This window comes from Pseudomonas sp. FW305-28 (assembly GCF_017351395.1).
GTDB classification, from domain to species: domain Bacteria; phylum Pseudomonadota; class Gammaproteobacteria; order Pseudomonadales; family Pseudomonadaceae; genus Aquipseudomonas; species Aquipseudomonas fluorescens_AA.
Map to the genome: position 1 here is coordinate 1 of NZ_JACNDD010000105.1, position 24,467 is coordinate 24,467.

Annotated in this window: 20 protein-coding genes and 2 tRNA genes; 4 read left to right on the forward strand and 18 right to left on the reverse strand. The window is 62.3% G+C overall.

What is annotated here, in order from left to right:
• Positions 1-235 precede the first annotated feature (235 nt).
• The 4 genes from J4E53_RS21630 to J4E53_RS21645 all read right to left on the reverse strand — a co-directional run bounded on the left by J4E53_RS21630 (position 236) and on the right by J4E53_RS21645 (position 4,706).
• The gene (locus J4E53_RS21630) at positions 236-1,525 is read right to left on the reverse strand and encodes a virulence factor family protein (RefSeq protein ID WP_060738938.1); all 1,290 of its coding nucleotides are present in this window, start codon (positions 1,523-1,525) and stop codon (positions 236-238) included.
• Positions 1,525-4,167, reverse strand: a complete 2,643-nt coding sequence (gene mprF / locus J4E53_RS21635; RefSeq protein ID WP_060738937.1) for a bifunctional lysylphosphatidylglycerol flippase/synthetase MprF — start codon at positions 4,165-4,167, stop codon at positions 1,525-1,527. The genes J4E53_RS21630 and mprF overlap by 1 nt, the downstream gene beginning before the upstream one ends.
• Positions 4,168-4,320: 153 nt before the next feature.
• Positions 4,321-4,397, reverse strand: a tRNA-Met gene (locus J4E53_RS21640).
• A gap of 232 nt (positions 4,398-4,629) precedes the next feature.
• Positions 4,630-4,706 (reverse strand) — tRNA-Met (locus tag J4E53_RS21645).
• Between the two features lie 282 nt (positions 4,707-4,988).
• Between J4E53_RS21645 and dinB the strand changes: the two genes are divergently transcribed.
• Entirely contained in the window at positions 4,989-6,050 is a 1,062-nt protein-coding gene (gene dinB / locus J4E53_RS21650; RefSeq protein WP_060738936.1) for a DNA polymerase IV, read from the forward strand.
• A gap of 158 nt (positions 6,051-6,208) precedes the next feature.
• Here dinB and J4E53_RS21655 read toward each other — a convergent pair whose 3' ends face one another.
• The 4 genes from J4E53_RS21655 to J4E53_RS21670 form a co-directional block, all read right to left on the reverse strand.
• Positions 6,209-7,162: a hypothetical protein gene (locus J4E53_RS21655; protein WP_060738935.1), complete on the reverse strand. Its 954-nt coding sequence runs from the start codon at positions 7,160-7,162 to the stop codon at positions 6,209-6,211.
• 17 nt (positions 7,163-7,179) lie between these two features.
• Entirely contained in the window at positions 7,180-8,895 is a 1,716-nt protein-coding gene (locus J4E53_RS21660) for a proline--tRNA ligase (protein WP_060738934.1), read from the reverse strand.
• A gap of 128 nt (positions 8,896-9,023) precedes the next feature.
• The gene (locus J4E53_RS21665) at positions 9,024-10,583 is read right to left on the reverse strand and encodes an AmpG family muropeptide MFS transporter (protein ID WP_060738933.1); all 1,560 of its coding nucleotides are present in this window, start codon (positions 10,581-10,583) and stop codon (positions 9,024-9,026) included.
• Between the two features lie 44 nt (positions 10,584-10,627).
• A complete protein-coding gene (locus tag J4E53_RS21670) occupies positions 10,628-10,981 on the reverse strand; it encodes an MGMT family protein (protein WP_060738932.1) in 354 nt (117 codons plus the stop codon).
• A gap of 158 nt (positions 10,982-11,139) precedes the next feature.
• Here J4E53_RS21670 and J4E53_RS21675 point away from each other — a divergent pair, with 158 nt between their 5' ends.
• Entirely contained in the window at positions 11,140-12,147 is a 1,008-nt protein-coding gene (locus J4E53_RS21675; RefSeq protein WP_060738931.1) for a DUF481 domain-containing protein, read from the forward strand.
• 192 nt (positions 12,148-12,339) lie between these two features.
• Here the strand turns inward: J4E53_RS21675 and J4E53_RS21680 are convergent, their stop codons facing one another.
• Positions 12,340-12,549 carry a cold-shock protein gene (locus tag J4E53_RS21680; protein ID WP_002554837.1) on the reverse strand — a complete coding sequence of 70 codons (210 nt, stop codon included), beginning with the start codon at positions 12,547-12,549 and terminating at the stop codon, positions 12,340-12,342.
• A gap of 354 nt (positions 12,550-12,903) precedes the next feature.
• Between J4E53_RS21680 and dcd the strand changes: the two genes are divergently transcribed.
• Together dcd and J4E53_RS21690 are read left to right on the forward strand one after the other, a co-directional pair.
• On the forward strand, positions 12,904-13,470 hold the full coding sequence (dcd, locus tag J4E53_RS21685; protein WP_003184751.1) for a dCTP deaminase: 567 nt from the start codon (positions 12,904-12,906) through the stop codon (positions 13,468-13,470).
• Between the two features lie 102 nt (positions 13,471-13,572).
• Positions 13,573-13,779, forward strand: coding sequence for a hypothetical protein (locus J4E53_RS21690; RefSeq protein ID WP_041022879.1), 207 nt, complete (start codon positions 13,573-13,575; stop codon positions 13,777-13,779).
• 36 nt (positions 13,780-13,815) lie between these two features.
• On the opposite strand, the gene pdeM is transcribed toward J4E53_RS21690, so the two are convergent.
• The 9 genes from pdeM to J4E53_RS21735 all read right to left on the reverse strand — a co-directional run bounded on the left by pdeM (position 13,816) and on the right by J4E53_RS21735 (position 24,421).
• Entirely contained in the window at positions 13,816-14,472 is a 657-nt protein-coding gene (gene pdeM / locus J4E53_RS21695; RefSeq protein WP_060738930.1) for a ligase-associated DNA damage response endonuclease PdeM, read from the reverse strand.
• Positions 14,472-16,958, reverse strand: coding sequence for a ligase-associated DNA damage response DEXH box helicase (locus J4E53_RS21700; RefSeq protein WP_103310334.1), 2,487 nt, complete (start codon positions 16,956-16,958; stop codon positions 14,472-14,474). The genes pdeM and J4E53_RS21700 overlap by 1 nt, the downstream gene beginning before the upstream one ends.
• A gap of 220 nt (positions 16,959-17,178) precedes the next feature.
• Complete coding sequence (locus J4E53_RS21705) at positions 17,179-17,943, reverse strand: ABC transporter ATP-binding protein (RefSeq protein WP_060738928.1); 765 nt, start codon at positions 17,941-17,943, stop codon at positions 17,179-17,181.
• Between the two features lie 13 nt (positions 17,944-17,956).
• Complete coding sequence (locus J4E53_RS21710) at positions 17,957-19,075, reverse strand: succinylglutamate desuccinylase/aspartoacylase family protein (protein WP_103310332.1); 1,119 nt, start codon at positions 19,073-19,075, stop codon at positions 17,957-17,959.
• 27 nt (positions 19,076-19,102) lie between these two features.
• Positions 19,103-19,813, reverse strand: coding sequence for an ABC transporter permease (locus J4E53_RS21715; RefSeq protein ID WP_060738926.1), 711 nt, complete (start codon positions 19,811-19,813; stop codon positions 19,103-19,105).
• A complete protein-coding gene (locus J4E53_RS21720; protein ID WP_060743074.1) occupies positions 19,810-20,538 on the reverse strand; it encodes an ABC transporter permease in 729 nt (242 codons plus the stop codon). The genes J4E53_RS21715 and J4E53_RS21720 overlap by 4 nt, the downstream gene beginning before the upstream one ends.
• A gap of 57 nt (positions 20,539-20,595) precedes the next feature.
• Complete coding sequence (locus J4E53_RS21725; RefSeq protein WP_060738925.1) at positions 20,596-21,378, reverse strand: transporter substrate-binding domain-containing protein; 783 nt, start codon at positions 21,376-21,378, stop codon at positions 20,596-20,598.
• A 326-nt stretch (positions 21,379-21,704) separates the two neighbouring features.
• Positions 21,705-23,393, reverse strand: coding sequence for an ATP-dependent DNA ligase (locus J4E53_RS21730; protein ID WP_103310331.1), 1,689 nt, complete (start codon positions 23,391-23,393; stop codon positions 21,705-21,707).
• The gene (locus J4E53_RS21735; protein WP_103310329.1) at positions 23,390-24,421 is read right to left on the reverse strand and encodes a ligase-associated DNA damage response exonuclease; all 1,032 of its coding nucleotides are present in this window, start codon (positions 24,419-24,421) and stop codon (positions 23,390-23,392) included. Before J4E53_RS21735 ends, J4E53_RS21730 begins: the two co-directional genes overlap by 4 nt.
• Positions 24,422-24,467 lie beyond the last annotated feature (46 nt).

Consider the following 24,467-nt stretch of genomic DNA (forward strand, 5'->3'; position numbering starts at 1 on the left):
TTGCTCCCGCTGGGCTGCGAAGCGGCCCCAAAACCTGCCAAATGCGGAGAATCAGACACACCGCACCGGTCGGTTTACGACTGCTTCGCAGCCGAGCGGGAGCAAGCTCCCTCGCCACAGGTCCATCATTTCTCTTGAATGAACAGTATTAGCTCCCACAGTGGGGGGCAGTCGAGCACAAAAAAGCCCCGGCAACCTTGAGGCTGCCGGGGCTTTTTGTCAGGCGTGTATCGACTTACTGTTCGGCAACCTTGTTCTGCCGCTCGTTGATCTCATCGATCAGGCGCTTGGCCAGGGCCGGGTAGTTTTCGTCGAAGTGATGGCCGCCAGGCAGCTTGATGGCTTCGCCAACGGCGGTCTTGTCGGTGCAGCCGCTTTCGTCGGCTTCTTCACCGCCGTAGATGCACACCACTTTCTCGGCTGGCAGCTTGGCCATTTCCGGGCCAGTGGCGGCTTCGGTGCCGGCGTTGCCGAGCCAGCCTTCGACTTCGATCTCGAAGCTGCCGGTGCGGGCGAAGGCCAGCAGGATGATCGCATCGACTCGTTGTTGCTCGGTGGCCGGCAGGCGATTGTAGATGGCCGGCAACACGTCGGCGCCGAAGGAGTAGCCGGTCAGGATGAAGCGCTTGGTGCCCCAGATCTGCCGATAGTGCTGCATCAGCTCGGTCAGGTCCGCCGCGCTCTGCTCCGGGCTCTTGTGTTGCCAGTAGTAGCGCAGGGTGTCGATGCCGACCACCGGGTAGCCGATCTTGGCCATTTCATCGGCCACGTCGCGGTCCAGGTCGCGCCAGCCGCCATCTCCGGAGAGAAACAGGGTGACGGTGTCCCGTGTCTGGCTGGCCGGGACTTCCACGACCGGGATGCTCAGGCCGCCCTTGGCCTTGTCGGTGCCCACCAGGATCTTGCGCAGTTCGTTGTTCAGCACTTGCGGCAGGTTGATGTCGTAGTCGCTGATGCTGGTCTCGGCATTCGATTGGTCGCGTACGAAACCGGCGCTGGTGTCGTCAGGGTTATCGTTCCAAGCCACCAGCCAATGGCCGTGGGCTGCCTTTTTAGGCAGCAGGTGGGTGCAGCCGGGTTTTTCCAGGGCCAGGTCCACTGAAACGGCCTTGGCCTTGTCGTCCTTCTGTTCAGCCAGCCAACGCCAGGCCAGCACGGCGCCAGGGCCGATGCCGCTGACCAGCGTGGCCGGGCCCTGGAGCTCTCTCAGGCCGGCCTGCAGGGCACGGCCTTGCAACATGCAGTCCTTGGGCAGGATCACCTGGACGATCTGCGCCGAGCCACTGCGGCTGAGGGTCGTCAATTGCGTGTCGTTGAGCTTCTGGTCTTCATTGACTGCCACCAGCACCCGGGCGCGTGCCTTGGTGCCGGGGGTGACCCGGGTCAGCGCTGCGCCATCGGCGGGCGCCAGTTGTTCCAGGGTCGGTTGCGGGGCCGGGCGGTTCCAGTACCAGTAACCGCCACCGAGAATCACCGCCAGCACCAGCAGGGCGGCCACTACGTATCGCCAGGAGCGTTGCATCATCAGCGTTTCACCAGTCCAGTCAGGCCGCCCGCAATCAGGGCGGCAGTATCGGCCAGCGCCACCAGCGGATCGAGTCCGGCGGGCACGGCCATGTAACGAGGTTCCCAGTTTGGCTGGAATTTGTCTTTGAAGCGGCGCAGCCCCTGGAAGTTATAGAGCTGCTCGCCACGGCGGAACACCATCGAGCCCAGGCGCTGGGTCAGTGGTGCGCCGCGCCGCGGTTGCAGGCCCGACAGCGGGACCATGCCGAGGCTGAAGCGGGCGTAGTCATGGTTTTTATAATGCTGGATGAGGCCGACCATCATGAACTCCATGGTCAGTTTCGGCGCCTCGGGGTGGGCGCGCATCAGGTCGAGGCTGGCCAGTTCGTGGCTGTGGGTTTCCAACAGGTTGGCGAACGCCACCGGCCGGCCCTCGAAACGAATCACCGCGATGCGGAAATGCTTGAGGTAGTCATCGCTGAAACGCCCCAGGGAGAAACCTTTTTCCCGCACGTTCTTGCCAGTCAGCCAGGCATCGGAAATGACCTTGAGCTCATCCATCGGCGCCTGGCCCGGTTCGTGGATCTCCAGCGACAGGCCGTCACGGGTGCCGCGGTTCCAGGTGTAGCGCAAGTCCTTCATCTCTTTGCCCTTGGCTTCGAGATCGAAACGCTTGAGGTCGACCCGTGCTTCCTCGCCCAGCTTGATGGCCGTCAGGCCGATGTCCATGTAGTACGGCAGGTTTTCGGCGCGCACCTGATAGAACACGGGACGGGCATGGTAGATGTCGCACAGGTCGCGGAACTGCCAGATCATTTCGGCCCGTTGCTGGGTCGGCCCGATCGGGTCATACAGCGCCACCAGGCTGCGACCACGGCGGGCATACATCAGGAACGCCTCGTCGTTGGGGTGGAACAGCAGCGCCTTGTCACCGGTCAGGGCCAGGCCGCCGTCGGGTTGCGAGGAGGTCATGAGAATCGTCTTGGCCCGCTCCAGTTCCTCTGCTGTCGGCAGATGGATCACCGGACGCGCGGTGCGCAGCAGCCAGGTCAGGGACACCACCACCAGTAGCACCGCGGCGCCCAGTAGCGAGCGCAGGCCGCGAGGGGCGTCGGCATCAAGGGTGAACTGCCACCACAGTTGGTGGCTGTAGGGCACGTCCTGATAGGCAAACAGCAGCAGCCAGATCGACGCGCCGAGCACGCAGAGGCTGGCGATCAGGAACAGCGGGGAAAACGGCAGTTCAGTCAGGCGGCTCGGACGATAAAAGGAGCGCCGGAATACCGCCAGCAGGGCGGCTGTCAGGGTCAGTAGCGTGGCTTCTTCCCAGTCGAAGCCCTTGAGCAGCGAGAGCAGGGCGCCCACCAGGAGCAGAACCGTGGTCAGCATCCAGGCGGCCGACAGGCGACGGCGCAGGCCCTGGGCGAGCAACAGGCACAACACGCCCACCAGGCTGGCGCCGAAGTGCGAAGCGTCCACCAGCCGATGGGGGATCAGGAAGCCGATGTGCTCCAGGCGGGTGTCGATTTCCGGTGTCACGCCGGAAAACAGCAGCACCACGCCGGAGAGAAACACCAGCACCGCCAGGATCGGCGCGGCGAAACCCGATGCCGCCCGCAGGCTCTGGCGCGTCTGGAACAGCCGTTGCGCCTCGTTGATCAGCAGCAACACGCAGGCCACCAGCATCGGCAGCAGCACGTAGATCAAGCGATACAGCAACAGCGCGGCGGCCAGCGGTGCGGCGCCGAGTTTGTCGGCAAACGCGGCCAGCAGAATCGCCTCGAATACCCCGACCCCGCCCGGTACATGGCTGAGCACGCCGGCAGCCAGGGCCAGCAGGTACACCAGCAGGAAAGCGCCGAACGGCGGCGCCTCGGGCAGTAACAGATACAACACGGTGGCGGCCGCGGCGACATCCAGCGCGGTGATCACCAGTTGCAGGAAGGTCAGGCGTCGGCCCGGCAGGCGCAGCGTGCGGCGCCCGGCCTTTACCAGAAGGCTGTCCCGATGCGGCTGTTCCGGCAGGCGTCGGCGGTAAATGCCGATGGCCAGTACGCTGGTGAGCAGCAGCACCGCCACGGAAATGGCCCCCAGCAAAGCGGCAGGCAAGTGCAGCGCGGCAGACGCGGCGGGCAGGTTGCTGAGTGTCGCCAGGGCCGCCAACGGCGGCAACGCGCAGCCCAGGGACAGGCTGGCGAACAGCGTCATGTGGGCGACATCCGATGCCCCCAGGCCATGGCGCGCATACAGGCGGTAGCGAACCGAACCGCCCGACAGCAGCGACAGGCCAATGGCATTACCGATGGCGAACGCGGTGAACCCGCCCAGGACCATGGTTTGTGGCGGCAGCGTCACACCGGCGTAACGGCTGGCGGACCATTCATAGCCCAAAAGAATGATGAAGCCGGCGACCGTGGCGGCGATCGCACCAAGCAGGGCGGGCCGGGGCACTTCAAGAATCGAGTCGTGCAGAGCGTATAGATCGAGCTCGCTCAGCAGATGGCGGCAGGCAATCAATGCAATCGCAAACAGCAGCAGCGTGACCGCGAGGCCAATGGGCTGGCGGTACTGGCTGATCCGATCCAGCCAGCGCAGTCGCTCGGCTTTGATCGGTTGTGTCGCAGTAACGGAGTCTTGCGGGTCAGACGAGTGGGCGCGCATCAATCACCTCTTGAGCTATGCGCGACAGGATGGGGGTATCCAGCCAAGTTACCAATCCCCGCGAAGGAAAATAATTACAAAATCTTTGTAATGTAGAGCTTTTTTCGCCAGACACAAAAAAGGCCACTCTTTCGAGTAGCCTTTCTTGATATTTGGTTGCGGGAGCCGGATTTGAACCGACGACCTTCGGGTTATGAGCCCGACGAGCTACCAGACTGCTCCATCCCGCGTCTGTGTGGCGGCATTCTACAGGCGAACGCCCGAGTGTCAACCGATAAAAGACGCCAGGGTCAAATAAACGGCCAATCCGTCCCTTGCCCTCCTAAATGCGCGGAATCAAAGGGAAATTGTCCTACAACTTGCAGTGCGTAGGGTGTCGCAGGCGGCGAGTCTCTGATCGTGTGGTCAAAAAACGAGCACGCACAAAAAAGGCCACTCTTTCGAGTAGCCTTTTTTGATGTTTGGTTGCGGGAGCCGGATTTGAACCGACGACCTTCGGGTTATGAGCCCGACGAGCTACCAGACTGCTCCATCCCGCGTCTGTGTGGCGGCATTCTACAGAGGATCGAGCCGCTGTCAACCCTGGTGTCACAAAAACCTGTTCCGCTTCAAGCGCTTAGCCTTGCGTGTGGGCATTGTGACAGCGCTGTGACGCAGGCCTGGCAAGGGCTGAAGCTCTATTGGAGGGAGCGTTGCGATTGAAGAAGTAAATTTGTGTAGGGGTTTTCTGAGCTCGACGAAGGATCTTTCAAACTACTGGTGCTATATACAGGTGCTGGTGCGATACTGGGGGCCCGATTCGTCCCACGCCCTGTTCTTCTATGACGCAACGTAAAATCATCCATGTCGACTGTGACTGTTTCTATGCTGCTATCGAGATGCGCGATGATCCGCGGCTGGCCGGCAAGCCCATGGCGGTGGGGGGCTCGGCGGATCGGCGGGGGGTGATTGCCACCTGCAACTACGAAGCGCGGGCCTACGGCGTGCGCTCGGCCATGTCTTCCGGCCACGCCTTGAAGCTCTGTCCGGACCTCACCATCGTCAAGCCACGAATGGAGGCTTATCGGGAAGCGTCGAAGGAAATTCATACGATTTTCAGTGATTACACCGACCTGATCGAGCCGCTGTCCCTGGACGAGGCCTACCTCGACGTCTCTGCCAGTGCCCATTTTGGCGGCAGCGCCACCCGCATCGCCCAGGATATTCGCCGACGCGTTTCCAACCAGTTGCACATCACCGTGTCCGCCGGCGTCGCGCCGAACAAATTCCTGGCCAAGATCGCCAGTGACTGGAAAAAGCCCAACGGATTGTTCGTCATCACCCCGGATCAGGTTGAGGACTTTGTCTCGGCCCTGCCGGTCAGCAAGCTCCACGGTGTAGGCAAGGTCACCGCCGAGAAGCTGAACCGGCTCGGTATCGTCGATTGCCTGCAGTTGCGTGAGTGGGACAAGCTGGCGCTGGTGCGCGAATTCGGCAGTTTCGGTGAGCGGCTCTGGAGCCTGGCCCGTGGGATCGATGAGCGTCTGGTGCACAACGACAGCCGACGGCAGTCCATCAGCGTCGAAAATACCTACGATGTCGACTTGCCCGACCTGGTGAGTTGTCTCGACAAACTGCCGGAACTGATGGAAACCCTCAAAGGGCGCATGGCGCGGATCGACAGCAGTTATCGACCGGGCAAGCCGTTCGTCAAAGTGAAGTTCCACGACTTCACCCAGACCACACTGGAACAGGCCGGGGCAGGGCGGGACCTGGGCAGTTATCAGTTGCTGCTGACCCAGGCGTTCAACCGGGGCGGGAAGCCGGTGCGGTTATTGGGAATCGGGGTGCGGCTGGAAGATTTGCGGGGAGGGTTCGAGCAGTTGGAGTTGTTCGAGCGGTGAGACTGACGATGAGTGCCCTGTTTGGCGCGGTCCTTGTGGCAAGGGAATCCTGTGGGAGCAAAGCTTGCTCGCGATAGCGTCCTTGAGACCGTCATCGCGGGCAAGCCTTGCTCCCACAGGTCTTGCCCTCACACAATCCCCTTGCCACAGGGGATATTTCAGTTAGTGCCAGGATCCGCCACCAACCGCCCGCCATCCTTGGTCAGGGCTTTCATGAACTCGGTCTGCAACTCCGGATCGTTGCGCGTCAGTTCGATCAGGCTCTGTTCCAGTTCGCTGGCCTCTTCTTCAAGTCCCAGCTCCGACAGGCGCTTGACCCGATGAACCCACTGGCTCACCTCGTCGTCTTCCAAGTCGTCGTAGATCAGCGCATGAGCTTCCACCAGTTTGCTGCGCAAGGTACTGCTGATGCTCAGGGATGAGTCGGTGTGCACTTCGTCCTGGGCATCCGTCACGCTGATCTGCAATTTGCCAAACTGGCTCAGGTCCTGCTCGGCGAACGGGCTTTCCAGCAGGTTCAAGCGCAGCACGCCATTACGGTCAGTGCTCAGCTCGAAGGTCTGCCGGGCGGCCTTGACCTCCACCGGGCGTTCGCTCCAGGGCAGGCTCGAGTGTTCCGTGCGCTTGTCGCGCTGGACTTCGTCGATGCCCGCCAGGTTCTGCTGGGCACGGCCGTGGGAGGGGACGTTCATGAACGGGTTGAGCCCGGCGAAACCGTAGCTGATCCAGTCACGGGTCGCCGTGTCCGGCAGGTTGCCGAGGGCGAACACATTGACCACGTTCGCGCCGATGCCAGCCACGACGGCCACCGCGCCCAGGGGAATCTCGTAGATCTCCCGCCAGGGTTGGTACGGTGTGTAGCGATCGTAATGGCGGGTAACCTCGAACTCGGTGACTTCGAAGGTTTTCTGCTCATTGATGCGCACCCGACGCTGCGGCAGGTCGAGCACCTTGGGTTCGCCCACGTCGATTTGCAGGCTGTGGTCGAGCAATTTGCGCTCGACCCGCTCTTCGTGCTCGCTGCGTTGTGACATTTGGTTGGCACAGCCGCTGACCAGCAGGGCGCCGCACAGGGCGGCGCCACCGAGGCCTAAGGTGTTTCGCTTGAACATGACGTCTCTATCTGGTGTCAGCGGCGGATACGGGCCTGGAGGAACGACAGCACGTCGGCGACCGGCAGCGCTTGCGGCTCGGCCTCGGTGCGGCTCTTGTATTCCAGGTTGCCTTCGGCCAGGCCACGGTCACTGACGACGATCCGGTGGGGGATGCCGATCAGTTCCATGTCCGCGAACTTGATGCCGGGGCTGGTTTTCTTGTCGCGGTCGTCCAGCAGCACTTCGAAGCCGGCGGCCGTCAGTTCGGCGTAGAGCTTGTCGGTGGCTTCACGCACCAGGTCGGTTTCATAGCGCAGCGGCACCAGGGCCACCTGGAACGGCGCCAGCGTGTCGCTCCAGATGATGCCTTTGTCGTCGTTGTTCTGCTCGATGGCGGCTGCCACCACGCGGGAAACACCGATGCCGTAGCAACCCATTTCCAGGGTGACCGGCTTGCCGTTCTCGCCCAGCACTTCGCACTTCATCGCCTTGCTGTACTTGTTGCCCAGCTGGAAGATGTGCCCGACTTCGATGCCCCGCTTGATTTCCAGGGTGCCCTTGCCATCGGGGCTCGGGTCGCCGGCCACGACGTTGCGCAGGTCCGCGACGGTTGGAACCGGCAGGTCGCGTTCCCAGTTCACGCCGAAGTAGTGTTTGTCGTCGATGTTGGCGCCGATGGCGAAGTCGCTCATCAATGCTACCGAACGGTCGATGATGATCGGCAGTGGCAGGTTCAACGGGCCGAGGGAACCGGCACCGGCGCCAATGGCGTCGCGCAGGTCGGCTTCGGTGGCCATGACCAGCGGGCTGGCGACGCCTGGCTGGTTGGCAGCCTTGATTTCGTTCAGTTCGTGGTCGCCACGGACGATCAGGGCAATCAGCTTGCCGGCTTCTTCCGCCCGCACGATCAGGGTCTTGATGGTCCGTTCGATCGGCAGGTTGTAGCCTTCCACCAACTGGGCAATGGTCTTGGCGTTCGGCGTGTCCACCAGGCGCAGTTCTTCGGTCGGCGCGGCGCGGGACGTTTCCCGAGGGACGGCTTCGGCCTTCTCGATGTTCGCGGCGTAGTCGGAGCCGTTGCTGAAGACGATGTCGTCTTCGCCGGACTCGGCCAGTACGTGGAACTCGTGGGAACCGGCGCCGCCGATGGAGCCGTTGTCGGCTTCGACCGGACGGAATTTCAGGCCCAGGCGGGTGAACACGTTGCAATACGCCTGGTGCATGCGGTCATAGGTGACCTGCAGCGAAGCCAGGTCGGCATGGAACGAGTAGGCGTCCTTCATGATGAATTCGCGACCGCGCATCAGGCCGAAGCGTGGACGGATCTCGTCACGGAACTTGGTCTGGATCTGATACAGGTTGATCGGCAGCTGCTTGTAGCTGCTCAACTCGTTGCGCATCAGGTCGGTGATCACTTCTTCGTGGGTCGGGCCTGCACAGAAGTCGCGACCGTGACGGTCTTTGATGCGCAGCAGTTCAGGACCGTATTCTTCCCAGCGCCCCGATTCCTGCCACAGCTCGGCTGGTTGGGTGCCCGGCATCAATACTTCCAGGGCGCCAGCGGCGTCCATCTCTTCACGAACGATGGCTTCCACCTTGCGCATGACTCGCAGGCCCATCGGCAGCCAGGTGTACAGGCCAGAAGCGAGCTTGCGGATCATGCCGGCACGCAGCATCAGCTGATGGCTGATCACGACGGCGTCGGAAGGCGTTTCTTTCTGTGTGGCGAGCAAATATTGACTGGTGCGCATGGTTGACCGTTGTCGGTTGCTGATGACGAGAAGTGACGGAGCATTGTACGGGCGAGATGCCCTGGCGTACAGGCGCGTGGCCGGTCGCCAGGTGCGAACGCCGTTTCCCCGGCGTTTGCTGAAGTTTCCTACGACTCTTCCGCGGGCCGGGTGGGCGCCGGTTCCTCGGTGGGTGTCGAATCCTGGCGACGGTTCTCCTGGAACCAATGCAAGGCGATCAGCAGCAGGGTGGGCACGCCCAGCAGTGCGGTGATCAGGAAGAAATTGTGGTAGCCGAACTTCTCCACCATCACCCCTGAATAACCACCGATCAAGCGCGGCAGCAACAGCATGATCGAGCTGAGCAGGGCGTATTGGGTGGCGGAGAATTTCAGGTTGGTCAGGCTCGACAGGTAGGCGACGAACGCCGAAGTGGCCAGGCCGGAGCTGAAGTTGTCCAGGGAGATGGTGACAATCAACATCTTCAGGTTGGCGCCCATGTCGGTCAGCATCAGGAAGAGGATGTTGGTGGCGGCCGAGGCGACCCCGCCGATGAACAGGATGGGCAGGATGCCGAAACGGACGATCAGCAGGCCGCCCATGCCGGCGCCGACGAGGGTCATGATCAGCCCGAAAATCTTGCTGACGCTGGCGATCTGGTCCTTGGTGAACCCTTGGTCAATGTAGAACACGTTGGCCATGACGCCCATGACCGTGTCGGACATCCGATAGGTTGCGATCAGCCCGAGCAGCAGCAGGGCCTGCCAGCGATAACGCAGGATGAAGTCGTTGATCGGCGTCAGCACCGGCGCCAGTCCGCGCCGGCCCATGGCCGACAGGCACAGGGCGGTCAGGATGGTATAGAGGATGGCCCGCAGGAAGGCGCGGTCTTCGAGCAGCAGGTCGAGCAGGCTGACGCCTTCGAACAGCACGCTGGCGAAGTCGGTGTTGAACAGCTGGGTGAACATCGCCGGTACGGAGACCAGCAGCACGATCAGCACGAATACCGACGCCAACTGATGAACGAACGTGTAGCGCCCGGCCTGCAATTGGGTGCGCAGCGGCACCGGCGGCTCACGCATGAACAGTGAGGTGAGGAGCGCTGGAACCATCAACACGCCGAACAACAGGTAAGTGCCGGCCCAGGCCGAGTGTTTGTAGCTGAAACCGGTGGAGCCAAAGCCTTCGGCGAAGAACAGGGCGCCGGCGGTGGCCAGTAGCGCAGCGATGCGGTAACCGGACATGTAGCTGGCGGCGAGGGCGGCCTGGCGGGTGTCGTCGGCGATCTCCAGGCGATAGGCGTCGACGGCGATGTCCTGCGTCGCGGAGGCGAAGGCCACGATCACGGCGATGGCGATCAACCATGACAGGTGTTTTTGTGGATCACAGAAACCCATGCCGATCAGGCCGAGGATCACGAGGGCCTGGGAGAGCACCAGCCATGAGCGGCGGCGCCCCAGTTTGCCCAGCAGTGGCAGGCGCCATTGGTCGAGCAGTGGCGACCAGACCCATTTAAAGGCGTACGCCAGGCCGATCAGGCTCGCGTAGCCGATGGTTTCGCGGGCCACGCCGGCTTCGCGCAACCAGACCGAAAGCGTGGAAAACACCAGCATGTATGGCAAGCCGGCGGCGAAGCCAAGCAGCAACAGCACGAGCGTTGAGGGACTGGCATAGGCGGCGAGGGCGGCGCGCCAGGTTTTACGGGGCATGGGCTGGAGTCTGCCTCAAAAATTGCGAAAACAAAGCGCGCACTCTAACCGCTGTGCTCTACCGGGCGCCAGCCATGGCGCTGAATATCAACACGATTGTTCAGGACACTGATGCCTTCCAGGCGCAGGCGTGCGCGCTGTTCATCCCCTGAGGCGCTGCCCGCCGGCAGGCTGATCCGACCACCGGCACCCAATACCCGATGCCAGGGCAGCTTGGTGTCGTTTGGCAACTGGCTGAGAGTTCGCCCGACCCAGCGTGCCGCACGCCCCAGGCCGGCCATTTCGGCGAGTTGGCCATAGGTGACGACTTTGCCCGCCGGCACCTGGGCCAGGGTCAGGTAAAGGGTCGTGCGGCGGATTTGGGCGGCGTTCTCGGTATCCGCGGGTGTGTCAGTCACGTAAAGGGTTCCTGGATGGGATGTCCGTCCGTAGATTAATTCCTACAAGGCTGGTTGAGAAATGAACTCATCATCTATATGCAGGTCAGTCGTTGCTGAGGTGTCATCCTGGGGGATAATGCCGCCTTTTCACTGAAAACTTGAGCCCATTATCGCTTATGTTGTCTAGAACCCTGTTGTGCCTAGCTGTTACCAGCGCCTCCATGCCCTTGCTTGCCGATACCGTCTGGTTGAAGAACGGTGACAAGCTGACCGGTAAAATCACCGTTTTCGATGGCGGCAAGTTGCTGATCCAGACTGATTACGCCGGCGCGGTTCCCATTGACTGGAAGCAGGTCAAGACCCTCGAAAGCGACCAGCAATTGCTGGTCAAGCAGGATGCCTATACGGGCGAAAAAGCCAAGGCGCTGCAGGCGGCCGAGGACGGCAAGGTCACCCTGGCCAACGGTGACGCGCCCAAGACCGTGGAACTGGCCAGTATCCAGCAGATCCTCAAGCCCAAGCCGGTGGTCGAGGATCTGGTGTGGAAAGGCAATATCGATGCCGCGCTGGATTATCAGCGAGCGGAAAACGATACCGATGATTACGACATCGACTTCAAGACTTCGGCGCGCCATGGCAGATGGCGGCACACCGCCGAAGGCGAATACAACCGTGAATTCCAGGATGACGTGGTTTCCGCCGACAACTGGAGGCTGGAGTATTCCCTCGACCGGTTCCTGACGGATAAATGGTTCTGGCAAGGTCGCCTGAACTACAAGCGTGACAAAGTCGAAGACCTGGCCCGCCAGCGCGTGGTGGGTACCGGCCCGGGCTACCAGTTCTGGGACGACGAGCTGGGTGCGTTCTCCCTGGGCTCGCTGTTGAACCGCACCGACTACGAATACCGCGACGGCGGCAAGGACAACTTCTATTCCGTGGCCATGAAGTGGGACTACAACCGCTACCTGATCGGCAAGCGCGTCGAGTTCTTCACCAACGGCGAAGTGGGCAAACCCCTGTCCGACGTGGCGGATTACGCCTACGACGCTGAAGTGGGGCTGCGCTACAAGGTCACTGACTGGGCGTCGCTCAATCTCAAGGCTGAGAAAGATGTCATCGAGGGTACCGAAGACAGCGACTTGAGCAAGACGCGGTACACGGCTGGCTTCGGCGTGACCTGGTAATTCGGGCTCACCCACACACCTGTGGGAGCGAGCTTGCTCGCGATAGCGGTCTGTCAGCCAACGTTGATGTTGCTGATCCACCGTTATCGCGAGCAAGCTCGCTCCCACAGTTTTTTGTGCGCTGGCAAAAAATGACAGGCACAAAAAAGCCCCGCTTTTGAGGGCGGGGCCTTTTACTAAAGCAAGTGCAAGTTAGATAACTTGAACTTCTTCAGCTTGCATGCCTTTCTGACCGCGGGTAGCGATGAAAGAAACCTGTTGGCCTTCTTTCAGGCTTTTGAAGCCGTCGGATTGGATAGCTTTGAAGTGAACGAACAGGTCGTCACCGGATTGTGGAGTGATGAAGCCGAAGCCTTTTTCATCGTTGAACCACTTAACGGTACCGGTTTGGCGATTAGACATGGTGTAACTCCTTGAACAAAGATAACTGCGACTCAGGAAGAACCCTGGCCGAGACTGAGTGCAAAGAGCAGGAAAAATTCTTGTAGATGGTTGGATCGAAATTCAACATATCGTGTAGAGATTCTCAGTGACACAAGCAACACAGTGGCGCCACCTTAACCCTTTTTCCAGAATGTGCCAATGGTCTTTGCGAAGGTTTCTCTTATTTGGTGACTGACGGCGCGGGCGATGGCCGGCAGGACCCGGAAATCAAGGTGGATCGGCGAGATTTGCGTGCCGCGCTTTGAACCCGGCCCCGTGCCCCGGTAAGATGCCGGACGTATTTTTTCCACCTCGCTATTTCAGGAAACCGCCATGAGCATCAAATCGGACAAGTGGATTCGCCGCATGGCGCAAGAGCACGGCATGATCGAGCCCTTCGTCGAGCGCCAGATGCGTGGCGAAGGCGCCGACCGGCTGATCTCCTTCGGTGTCTCCAGCTACGGCTACGACGTGCGCTGCGCCGACGAATTCAAGGTGTTCACCAACATCAATTCGGCCACCGTCGACCCGAAGAACTTCGACGAGAAGAGCTTCGTCGACGTCAAGAGCGACGTTTGCATCATTCCGCCGAATTCCTTCGCCCTGGCCCGCACCGTCGAATACTTCCGCATTCCGCGCAACGTGCTGACCATCTGCCTGGGCAAGAGCACCTACGCCCGTTGCGGCATCATCGTCAACGTCACACCGCTGGAACCCGAGTGGGAAGGCCACGTGACCCTGGAATTCTCCAACACCACGACCCTGCCGGCGAAAATCTACGCCAATGAGGGTGTGGCGCAGATGCTGTTCCTTGAATCCGATGAAGAATGCGAAGTCTCCTACAAGGATCGTGGCGGTAAATACCAGGGCCAGCGCGGCGTGACGCTGCCGCGTACCTGAATCTGACGAGCTGTTTGGAATTCCTGAGCGGGCAGACACTCTATTGCGTGTACTGCCCGTTTTTTGCGTCAGCGCAGCGGGCCTTCGCTCAGGAGTTGCTCTATGAAGATCGATCCGCGAATCAGTGCCGAACTGGCAAGGCTTGAGCCCAATCAGATCGGCGTCATGGCCTGGTCATTGCTGGCCCATCCTGCCGAGGCGGCAGGCGGCATCCCCGGCCAGCCCGATCCCGATACGCCCAACGAACAGCCTACCGAACCCGGCGAACCCACCCTTCCGGACGAGCCGCCTCCTGCGCCTGTTGCCTGATGAGACGATGGCCCGCCAGCGGTAGCGCAGAGCGCTTCAGTTGACGGGCCATATTTCGTTATCGCCGATGACAAAAATCCTGCAGTCGCTGTCTTGCTCGACTCGATAACCGCCCGTGAACGCGCCAAAGGCCGGCAGCAGGCTGATCTCGCTGCCCAGCCGGAAGCAAGCCAGGCGCAGGCGTTGCCGGCCCTTGCCGCTCAGGTGGTAGACCGGGTGCACGTGGCCGGCCAACACGTGGCGGCTGGGGTGGGGAGTTGGCTCGTGTTGCACGGCGAAAGGGCCCAGTAGCAACGGCTCCGGTACGACGCGAATGTTCAGCGCTGGAGGTGGGTCGCCGGCGCGTTTGTCGTGGTTGCCACGAATCAGCGTCATGGCCAGGTGCGGATGTCGCTCACGCCAATCGGAAAGTGCCTTCAAGGTGCCGGGCGCGTGAGAACCGGGGCCGTGGAGAAAATCTCCGAGAAAGATCAACTGTCGACACGCCAGGCTGGCCAGTAATGCATCCAGCACCGCGATGTTGCTGGCGGTGGTGCCGTGGGGCACCGGCTGCCCGAGGCGACGATAAGCGGCGGCCTTGCCGAAATGAACGTCGGCCACCATCAAGGTTTCCTGGGCGGGCCAATACAAGGCTTTTTCCGCAAGCAACCAGAGTGCTTCGCCGGCCAGGCTGACGGGATACGGCGCTGGCATCAGGCGTCACCCCGATCGGCAGTCTTTTCCAGCTCACTGACCATCCGCCGGATGCGGTCGGCGAGTTTTTCCGAGCTCATGCTTTCCCGGAACCGCTCCACCAGCAGCGGGAACCCGAGTGGGGTGGGGCGTTTGATCATGTGCAGGTCCAGCTTCAGGGTATTGAGGCGTTGCAAGGTCTGCTCCAGTCGACGGATATCCAATTCTTCACGCAAGACTTCCTCCCCGGCCTGGGCCAGCAACAGATTGTCGGCGTCGTATTGTTTGAACACCTGGAAGAACAATCCGCTGGAGGCCTGGACTTGCCGGGTGCTTTTCGGCGCACCGGGGTAGCCGGCGAACACCAGCCCGGCGATCCGGGCGATTTCACGAAAGCGCCGCAGGGCCAGTTCCCCGGCATTCAGGCTCGCCAGCACGTCGGCCAGCAGGTGATCGACGCTCAGCAGGCTCGGGGTCAGGCAGTGCGACCAATCCACTGCCGTGGCGCTGAGCAGTTCCAGGCCGTAGTCATTGACCGCGATGGAAAACGTCAGCGGCTGTTGCCGACTGACGCGCCAGGCCAGCAGGCTGGCCAGGCCCAGATGCACCTGGCGCCCGGCAAACGGGTACAGGAACAGATGCCAGCCTTCCCGGGACTTGAGGGCTTCGGCCAGCAAGGTGTGCTGCGTGGGCAAACCGGACCAGCGTTGCTGGGTCAACAGCAGGGGCTGCACGGCTTGCATCTCCGGGCCTTCGAAGCGGCCCGCGGCGGCTTCGCTCAAACGGGCCACGACGGCGGCGGCCAGTTCGCTGGAAAGCGGCATGCGCCCGCCGTTCCAGCGTGGCACAGCGGCCTTCTTGGCCTGGCTGCGTCGCACATAGGCGGTCATGTCTTCGACCCGGACCAATTCCAGCAGTCGCCCGGCGAACAGGAAACCGTCGCCGGGTCGCAGGCGGGCGATGAAGCCTTCCTCGACGCTGCCCAGGGTCTTGCCACCGCCGCCCTTGCTCCAGAACTTCAATTGCAGGCTGGCATCGCTGACGATGGTACCGATGCTCATGCGGTGACGCCGGGCCAGGCGGGCATCGGGCACGCGCCAGACTCCGTGTTCGTCCGGTTCGACCCGTCGGTAATCGGGGTAGGCGGTCAATGACAGGCCGCCGTGACGTACAAAGGCCAGGGCCCAGGCCCATTCGCCCGGGTTAAGGTCGCGGTAGGCCCAGGCACCCCGCACCTCCTCGAACAATTCGTCGGGAACGAAGCCGCCGCCCAGGGCCATGCTCACCAAGTGCTGCACCAGGACGTCCAGCGGCTTGTGCGGCGATTCGCGAGGTTCGATGCGCCGATGGGCCACGGCGTCTTGCGCGGCGGCGGCCTCGATCAACTCCAGGCTATGGGTCGGCACCAGCGTCACCCGTGAGGTCCGCCCGGGTGCGTGGCCAGAGCGCCCGGCCCGTTGCATCAGCCGCGCCACCCCTTTGGCCGAGCCGATCTGCAACACCCGTTCCACCGGCAGGAAGTCCACCCCCAGGTCCAGGCTGGAGGTGCAGACCACCGCTTTGAGCTGGCCATCCTTCAAGGCCTGCTCCACCCAATCCCGGGTGTCACGCGACAGTGAGCTATGGTGCAGGGCGATCAGCCCGGCCCAGTCGGGTCTCGCCTCAAGAAGCGCCTGATACCAGATTTCCGACTGTGCCCGGGTGTTGGTGAAGACCAGGCAACTGCGGCTGGCGTCGATTTCAGCAACGACCTGGGGCAGCATCTTCAGGCCGATGTGCCCAGCCCACGGGAAACGCTCGAGGGTCGGGGGCAGCAGCGTGTCGACCTGCAGCGCCTTGCTGTTGGCCCCCTGCACACAGATCCCGTTGCCTTGCGGGAGCAACACCTGCTCGGCATGGGCTTGGTTACCGAGGGTTGCGGACACGCCCCAGACAATGAGTCCGGGGTGCCAGTGCCGCAAGCGCGCCAGGGCCAGTTGTAACTGCACGCCACGTTTGTTGCCGAGCAATTCGTGCCATTCATCCACGACCACCATGCGCAGGGTCGAAACGGCAGCTTGCGCATCGGTCCGGGCGAGCATCAGGGTCAGGCTTTCGGGCGTGGTGATCAGTGCGGTGGGCAGGCGACGGCCCTGGCGGGCGCGCTCGCTGGCGCTGGTGTCGCCCGTGCGCAGACCGACACTCCACGGCACTTGCAGGTCTGCCAGGGGCGCTTCGAGGGCTTTACCGGTGTCGGCTGCCAATGCGCGCATCGGCGTGATCCACAGGACGGTCAGCGGTTCGGCCGGCGGCTTGCGTTTGCGCGGTTTGTCCGGCGGCGGTGCCGAGCGGGCGAAACGGTTGAGGGCGGCAAACCACACGGCATAGGTCTTGCCGGCACCGGTGCTGGCGTGCAACAGCCCGGACTCCCCCCGCTTGACCGCGGCCCATACCTGCTTCTGAAAGGCAAACGGCTTCCAGCTGCGGGCGCCGAACCACTGGTTTGCGAAGTTGTTGGATGTCGCCATGCCTGCCGCGTGCGCCCTGGAAGTCCTTCTTCAGTGACCACGGCGGGATACGAAAGGTTTTATGCCCAAGGGGATCGTCTGGCTGGAAGGCTCTTGTGGCGAGGGAGCTTGCTCCCGCTGGGCTGCGAAGCGGCCCCCTGGTTCTGACTGACACACCGCAGGGGGCCGCTTCGCGCCCCAGCGGGAGCAAGCTCCCTCGCCACGGGGCTTGCCAGGGAGTTTATTTCAAGTTGCCACTGAGAAACTGCTTGAGCCGTTCGCTCTTGGGGTTGCCCAGTACGTCTTCCGGCGCGCCTTCTTCTTCCACCAGGCCCTGGTGCAGGAACAGCACCTGGTTCGAGACTTTACGGGCGAAGCTCATTTCGTGGGTCACCATGATCATGGTCCGGCCCTCTTCGGCCAGGCCCTGGATCACCTTCAGCACTTCGCCCACCAGCTCCGGGTCCAGGGCCGACGTGGGTTCGTCGAACAGCATCACCTCCGGCTCCATGGCCAGCGCACGGGCAATGGCCACGCGCTGTTGCTGGCCGCCGGAGAGAAATGCCGGGTACTGCTCGGCAACCCGTGCGGGCAGGCCGACCTTGTCGAGATAACGACGCGCACGGTCGTCGGCTTCCTGCTTGCTCACCCCCAACACCCGGCGCGGCGCCATGGTGATGTTTTCCAGCACGGTCATGTGGCTCCACAGGTTGAAATGCTGGAACACCATGGCCAGGCGCGTGCGGATGCGTTGCAGTTCGTCGGCGTCGGCCACGTGCATGCCGTGGCGGTCCTTGATCATCTGGACCGGCTGGCCGTCCAGGGTCATGGCGCCGTCATTGGGTTGTTCCAGGAAGTTGATACAGCGCAGAAAGGTACTTTTGCCCGAGCCGCTGGCGCCGATCAGGCTGATGACGTCGCCGGTCTTGGCCTTGAGCGAAACGCCCTTGAGTACTTCATGTTCGCCATAGCTTTTATGCAGGCCTTCGATGGTCAGTTTGTACATGGAGCATGCATCCTCAAGGCGAAAGTAGGTAGCCGCTGCGGTAGGCTTCGGTGCCGGCGACATGGGCGATCACCATGCCGGCGGTGGCCATGCGGCGCAGCGAACGGGCGTACAGCAGCCCGGCGTTACGGCAATGAACGGGGGTGACGGTGTCGTTGACCGGGTCGATGACTTCCGCGATCAGTTGCCCCGCCTCCAGGTATTCGCCGGGCAGGGCGCTGTACACCAGCAACCCGCCCACGGGCGTCGCCACCGGCTCGACCGCGGCCAGCGGCGTGGCCGGGTAGGGCAGTTCGGGCATGGGCATCGGTTCGCCGTCGATGGCGCCGAAGCGGATCAGGTATTCGATCAAGGCCTGGCAGTCGAGGCTCGCCAGGCCATGGTTGACGTCACCCTGGCCACGCAACTCCACGGTCACGGAAAAGCTGCCCAGGGGAATCTCGAAGCGTTCGCCGAAGCGTTCCTTGAGTTGCCACCAGAGCAGGGTGAAGCATTCGTCGAACGACTGGCCGCCCGAATCGGTCGCCAGCAGGCTGGCTTCGGCACCGATGTAGCGGGCCAGCGGCTCGACCTGCGGCCAGGCTTCGGGCGTGGTGTAGAGGTGGGCCACGGCTTCGAAGTCGCAATGCAGGTCCAGCACCATGTCAGCGTCGCAGGCCAGCCGTTGCAGGGCCAGGCGCAGGGATTGCAATTGCGTGCCAGGGGTCTGCCGGGCGAGGGCATCGCGCAGGCTGGTGCGGATCAGCATCAGGTTGTGCTGCGGATCGTCGGTGAGCAGCTCTTCGATTTCATTGCCGATTTCTTCGCTCAGGTCGACGAAGCGGCGGTTGAAGTTCTGCCCGCTTTCGGTTTCGTAGCGCCCCAGGGGCACGTCCATCAGCACTTGTTCGAGGCCGATGGGGTTGGCGACCGGCACCAGCACGATCTCGTGGCGCAGGTGGCCCGACGCCTCGAGCTCGGCCAGGCGTTGCTTGAGGTGCCAGGCGACCAGCATGCCCGGCAGTTCATCGGCGTGCAGGGACGACTGGATATAGATTTTGCCGACGGCTTTTTCCGGGCCGAAGTGGAAGCTGTGGATTTTGCGTGCGGTCCCCGGTACCGGGGCCAGCAGGTCATGGATCTGGTGGCGCATGTGCGTGTGTGTCCTGGAACAAAAGCCCTAGTGGGTCGGCCCGAGGAAGGCCAGCCAGCGGCGTTCGGCGAGGCGGAAGAGGCCCACCAGCGCAAAGGTGACGGTCAGGTAGATCAACGCGGCGATCCCGAACGACTGGAACGTCAGGAACGTGGCCGAGTTGGCATCCCGGGCGACTTTCAGCACGTCTGGAACGGTAGCGGTGAACGCCACGGTCGTCGAGTGCAGCATCAAGATGACTTCGTTGCTGTAGTACGGCAGCGAGCGACGCAGCGCCGACGGCATGATCACGTAGGCGTACAGTTTCCAGCCAGTCAGGCCGTAGGCCTTGGCCGCTTCCACTTCGCCATGGTTCATGCTGCGAATCGCCCCGGCGAAAATTTCCGTGGTGTAGGCGCAGGTGTTCAGGGCGAAGGCCAGGATCGTGCAGTTCATCGCGTCGCGAAAGAAACTGTCGAGCATGGGCTGGGCGCGCACCGCCGCGATGCTGTAGATGCCGGTATAGCAGATCAGCAACTGGATGTAGAGCGGCGTGCCCCGGAACAGGTAGGTGTAGAACTGCACGGGCCAGCGTACGTAGAACTTGGGCGAAACCCGGGCGATGGACAGCGGGATCGACACCACGAAGCCGATCAGCAGCGAGGCGCTGAGCAGCCACAGGGTCATGGCCAGGCCGGTGATGTTGACGCCGTCGCTGTACAGGAACGGCCGCCAGTATTCTTGCAGGAGTTCGATCATCGCACCGCCTCCCGGGCTCCGGCGGCGTAGCGGCGTTCAAGCCAGCGCAGGATGAAATTGGACGCGCTGGTGATCAGCAGATAGATCAATGCCGCCAGCACCAGGAAGTAGAACAGCTGGTAGGTGCTCTTGCCCGCATCCTGGGCCGCCTTGACCAGGTCGGCCAGGCCGATGATCGACACCAGCGCGGTGGCCTTGAGCATCACCATCCAGTTGTTGCCGATACCCGGCAGGGCAAAGCGCATCATTTGCGGGAACACCACGAAGCGAAAGCGTTGGCCACGCTTGAGGCCATAGGCCGTGGCGGCTTCGACCTGGCCCCGGGGGACCGCGAGGATCGCGCCGCGAAAGGTTTCGGTGAAGTACGCGCCATAGATGAAGCCCAGGGTGATCACCCCGGCGCCGAATGGGTCGATCTCGATGTATTCCCATTCCATGAAGTCGGTGAACGAGGTCAGCCAGGTTTGCAGGCTGTAGAAGATCAGCAGCATCAGCACCAGGTCTGGCACGCCGCGGATCAGCGTGGTGTAGAGCTGGGCAGGGATTCGCAGCAGTTTGACGCGGGACAGCTTGGCACTGGCGCCCAGCAGGCCGAGCAAGACGCTCAACAACAAGGACAGGGCCGACAGCTTGATGGTCATCCAGGTGCCTTGCATCAGCAGCGGGCCGAAGCCCTGCAGGCTGAAGGCGGAGAGCCCCAGATTTTGTAGGAGTTGTTCGAACATGAAAGAGGCCTTTGGCAGGAAAAAAGCGCCCATCCGAGACCGGATGGGCGCCGCGCATTATTTGCCGCTGTACAGATTCAGATCGCCAAAGTGTTTTTTCTGGATTTCGGCGTACTTGCCGTCGTCGTGTAACGCTTTGATACCTTTATCCAAAAGGGCCTTCAGCTCACTGTTACCTTTCTTGATACCGATGGCGGTCTTGGCGGGCAGCAGTTCGCTGTCCACCGGCTTGCTGACTTCATAGCCTTCGCCTTTTGGCGACTTCAGGAAACCCAGCTCAGCCTGGAGCATGTCCTGGATCGCTGCGTCGAGGCGGCCGGAGGTCAGGTCAGCATAAACCTGGTCCTGGTTCTGATAGGCCTGGGTCTTGACGCCGGCCTTGTCCAGCACGGCCTTGGCGTAGGCTTCCTGGATGGTGCCTTGCTCGTAGCCGATGGTCTTGCCTTTGAGCGAGGCAACGTCTTCGCTCAGGCCCGAGCCCTTCTTGAAGACATAGGCCGTTGGGCCGGAAAACAGCTCGCTGGAGAAGTCGATGACTTTTTCCCGGGCCGGGGTCACGGTCATGGAGGAGATCACGCCGTCGAATTTATTGGCCTTCAGGCCCGGGATCATGCCGTCGAAATCGCTTTCGACCCATTTGCATTTGACCTTCAGCTCCGCACAGATCGCATTGCCCAGGTCGATGTCGAAACCGACCAGGCTGCCGTCGGCGGCCTTGGACTCGAACGGGGCGTAGGAAGGGTCGACACCAAAACGCAGTTCCTTGTATTCCTTGGCTGTGGCGACGCCAGCGGCCATGCACAACGCCAGTGCAGAAAGGGTCAGCAGTGCTTTTTTCATTATTGAGTCCCTAAAACCAATTTGAGCGCTTGTGGCGCATAAGATTGTTACCGGTGAAGGTCTGAACGGTATGACGGCATAAAGGTAGCAATTTCCGAACCATAGTGCCGAACAAGTGTTTTAAAAGCATATGCGGCAGATGGTGGAACGCGGTGGTGCGCCGGGAAGATCGTACAACAAAAAAGGTGCCCCAGGATGGGGCGGGCATGATAGGTCTTTGTGGGCGCAAGGCTTGCCCGCGATCAAAGGTGATGCGGTCTACCGGAAAACGAGGCGCCTGCTTCGCGAGCAAGCTTTGCTCCCACAGAGTGTTCGCCACCGAGGTGCTATTTCAGCAGATCCTGCAGCGTCGCCAACGTGTCGGCTTCATCGACGCCCTTGTCCTGGCGCCAGCGCAGCATCCGAGGAAACCGTACGGCGATCCCGCTCTTGTGGCGCTTGGACAAGGCGATGCCTTCGAAGCCCAGTTCGAACACCAGGGTGGGGGTGACGCTGCTCACCGGGCCGAACTTCTCAACGGTGGTCTTGCGCACGATGCTGTCGACTTGGCGCATTTCTGCATCGGTCAGCCCTGAATAGGCCTTGGCGAATGGCACCAGGGTGCGCTCGCGAGTGTCTGGCGGGTTGTCCCACACGGCGAAGGTGTAGTCGCTGTAGAGGCTGGCGCGTCGGCCGTGGCCGCGCTGGGCGTAGATCAGCACCGCGTCGACGCTGAACGGGTCGATCTTCCATTTCCACCACACGCCCATGTCCTTGGTGCGACCGACGCCGTACAGCGCGTCGCGGGCCTTGAGCATCATGCCCTCGACACCGAGGCTGCGAGAGGCTTCGCGCTGCCGGGCGAGGTCGAGCCAGTCCTGCCCGGTTATGATCGGCGAGGGCAATAGCACCGGGCTGTGGATACGGCCGATCAGTGCTTCCAATTGTTCGCGGCGCTCGGCCTGGGGGCGGCTGCGCCAATCCTCGCCTTGCCATTCCAACAGGTCGTAGGCCATTACCACCACGGGGGCGTCGTCGAGGATTTTCTTGCCCAGGGTCTTGCGACCGATGCGCTGCTGCAACAGGGCGAAGGGTTGCACCGCCGGCTGCAACGGTGCGTCCGGGTCGAAGGCGTCCTCGGTGACCGACTGGGGGGCTTTCCAGACCACAATTTCACCGTCGATTACCGTGCCGTCAGGCAACGCCTGGGCCAGTGAATGCAATTCCGGAAATCGTTCAGTGACCAAGTCCTCGCCTCGCGACCAGACCCACAAATGGCCGTCGCGCTTGATCACCTGGGCGCGGATGCCGTCCCATTTCCATTCCACCTGCCAGTCGCTGGCCGGCCCCAGCAGCGCGTCGAATTGCTCCACTGGCGCAGACAACGCATGGGCCAGGAAAAACGGATAAGGCTGGCCGCCGCGCTGGGCATGTTCATCGTCGGACTCGGCCGCGATCAGCTTGAGGTAGCTGGCGGCCGAGGGACGATGGGACAGGTCGGTGTAGCCCACCAGACGTTGGGCCACCCGTTTGCTGTCCAGCCCGGCCATGGTCGCCAGGGCCCGGGTCACCAGCAGTTTGGATACGCCCACCCGGAAACTGCCGGTGATGAGTTTGATGCAAAGCATCAGGCTCGGCCGGTCGAGCTGCGCCCACAGCGCCGGAAGCCGTTCTGTCAGGACGTCGGGCGACTCACCGCGCAACGGCAGCAGTTTCTCTTCGATCCACAGCGCCAGGCCTTCATCGGAGCTGTGGGGCGATTCGGGTAATACCAGCGAAATGGTTTCGGCCAGGTCGCCCACGGCCTGATAACTTTCTTCGAACAGCCAGAGCGACAACCCGGATACCCGGACCGCCAACTCCCGCAGGATTTTTACCGGCACCAGTTGCCGTGGACGCCCACCGGAAAGGAAATACACGGCCCACGCCGCGTCCTGGGGCGGGGCTTTGCTGAAATAGTCCTGCATGGCGGTGAGCTTGGCATTGCTGGAGGTGGTGGCGTCCAGTTCGGCGTACAACTCGGCGAAGGCTTTCATGGCGCCTCCTCACCGCTGTCGGTGGCCGTAGCGAGGTCTTCTTCGTCGTCGCCGTATTCGGTGGTGAACCCTTGGGCATCGAGGCCTTGCTCGCACAAGTGGCGCACCAGTACGGCGACTGACCCGTGGGTGACCATCACCCGTTCGGCGCCGGTCTGTTCGATGGCCCAGAGCAGGCCAGGCCAGTCGGCGTGGTCGGACAGCACGAAACCCCGGTCCACGCCGCGCCGCCGACGTGTACCGCGCAGGCGCATCCAGCCGCTGGCGAAGGCGTCGCTGTAGTCGCCGAAGCGGCGCATCCAGCTGCTGCCTCCGGCAGAGGGCGGGGCGATGACCAGCGCCTGGCCCATGATCGGGTCGTTCTTCTGGATATCGCCGACATAGATCGTTGGCGGGAGATGAACCCCGGCCTCGCGGTAGACCCGGTTCAGCGGTTCCACCGCGCCATGGGCCAGGATCGGGCCGAGGCTTTCATCGATGCCGTGGAGAATGCGCTGGGCCTTGCCGAAGGAATAGCAGAACAACACGCTGGCCCGGCCGACGGCGATGTTCCCGCGCCACCACTGGTTGATCTCGTCGAAAATCTGCACTTGGGGTTGCCAGCGGTAGATCGGCAGGCCGAAGGTGGATTCCGTGATGAAGGTATGGCATTTCACCGGTTCGAACGGGGTGCAGGTGCCGTCAGGCTCGACTTTGTAATCCCCCGACGCCACCCAGACCTCGCCTTGATGTTCCAGCCGTACCTGGGCCGAGCCCAGCACATGGCCGGCGGGGTGAAAGCTCAAGGTTACGCCATGGTGCGACAGGCGTTCGCCGTAGGGCAGGGTTTGCAGGTTGATGTCCTGGCCCAGGCGTGACCGCAGGATGCCTTCGCCGGGTGCCGCTGCCAGGTAGTGTTGGTTGCCGCTGCGGGCATGGTCGCCGTGGGCGTGGGTGATGACCGAGCGTTCCACCGCCCGCCACGGGTCGATGTAGAAATCCCCGGGCGGGCAGTACAAGCCTTCGGGGCGGGCAATGACAAGATCCATGCAATCACCGGAGCGATGGGCTTGTCAGGTAGAGGCGCGGGTGAGG

Bases quoted from the DNA above. Each gene is read 5' to 3' on its own strand.
- pdeM (WP_060738930.1), bottom strand. From the start codon at position 14,472: ATGCCAGCGCCGTATCCCGTCAGCCTGGCCGGCGAAGCACTCTGGTTG.
- J4E53_RS21665 (WP_060738933.1), bottom strand. From the start codon at position 10,583: ATGCCCCGTAAAACCTGGCGCGCCGCCCTCGCCGCCTATGCCAGTCCC.
- J4E53_RS21710 (WP_103310332.1), bottom strand. From the start codon at position 19,075: ATGCGCCACCAGATCCATGACCTGCTGGCCCCGGTACCGGGGACCGCA.
- J4E53_RS21660 (WP_060738934.1), bottom strand. From the start codon at position 8,895: ATGCGCACCAGTCAATATTTGCTCGCCACACAGAAAGAAACGCCTTCC.
- J4E53_RS21735 (WP_103310329.1), bottom strand. From the start codon at position 24,421: ATGGATCTTGTCATTGCCCGCCCCGAAGGCTTGTACTGCCCGCCCGGG.
- J4E53_RS21725 (WP_060738925.1), bottom strand. From the start codon at position 21,378: ATGAAAAAAGCACTGCTGACCCTTTCTGCACTGGCGTTGTGCATGGCC.
- J4E53_RS21655 (WP_060738935.1), bottom strand. From the start codon at position 7,162: ATGTTCAAGCGAAACACCTTAGGCCTCGGTGGCGCCGCCCTGTGCGGC.
- dcd (WP_003184751.1), top strand. From the start codon at position 12,904: ATGAGCATCAAATCGGACAAGTGGATTCGCCGCATGGCGCAAGAGCAC.
- dinB (WP_060738936.1), top strand. From the start codon at position 4,989: ATGACGCAACGTAAAATCATCCATGTCGACTGTGACTGTTTCTATGCT.
- J4E53_RS21700 (WP_103310334.1), bottom strand. From the start codon at position 16,958: ATGGCGACATCCAACAACTTCGCAAACCAGTGGTTCGGCGCCCGCAGC.
- J4E53_RS21730 (WP_103310331.1), bottom strand. From the start codon at position 23,393: ATGAAAGCCTTCGCCGAGTTGTACGCCGAACTGGACGCCACCACCTCC.
- J4E53_RS21720 (WP_060743074.1), bottom strand. From the start codon at position 20,538: ATGTTCGAACAACTCCTACAAAATCTGGGGCTCTCCGCCTTCAGCCTG.
- J4E53_RS21690 (WP_041022879.1), top strand. From the start codon at position 13,573: ATGAAGATCGATCCGCGAATCAGTGCCGAACTGGCAAGGCTTGAGCCC.
- J4E53_RS21630 (WP_060738938.1), bottom strand. From the start codon at position 1,525: ATGATGCAACGCTCCTGGCGATACGTAGTGGCCGCCCTGCTGGTGCTG.
- J4E53_RS21705 (WP_060738928.1), bottom strand. From the start codon at position 17,943: ATGTACAAACTGACCATCGAAGGCCTGCATAAAAGCTATGGCGAACAT.
- mprF (WP_060738937.1), bottom strand. From the start codon at position 4,167: ATGCGCGCCCACTCGTCTGACCCGCAAGACTCCGTTACTGCGACACAA.
- J4E53_RS21715 (WP_060738926.1), bottom strand. From the start codon at position 19,813: ATGATCGAACTCCTGCAAGAATACTGGCGGCCGTTCCTGTACAGCGAC.
- J4E53_RS21680 (WP_002554837.1), bottom strand. From the start codon at position 12,549: ATGTCTAATCGCCAAACCGGTACCGTTAAGTGGTTCAACGATGAAAAA.
- J4E53_RS21675 (WP_060738931.1), top strand. From the start codon at position 11,140: ATGTTGTCTAGAACCCTGTTGTGCCTAGCTGTTACCAGCGCCTCCATG.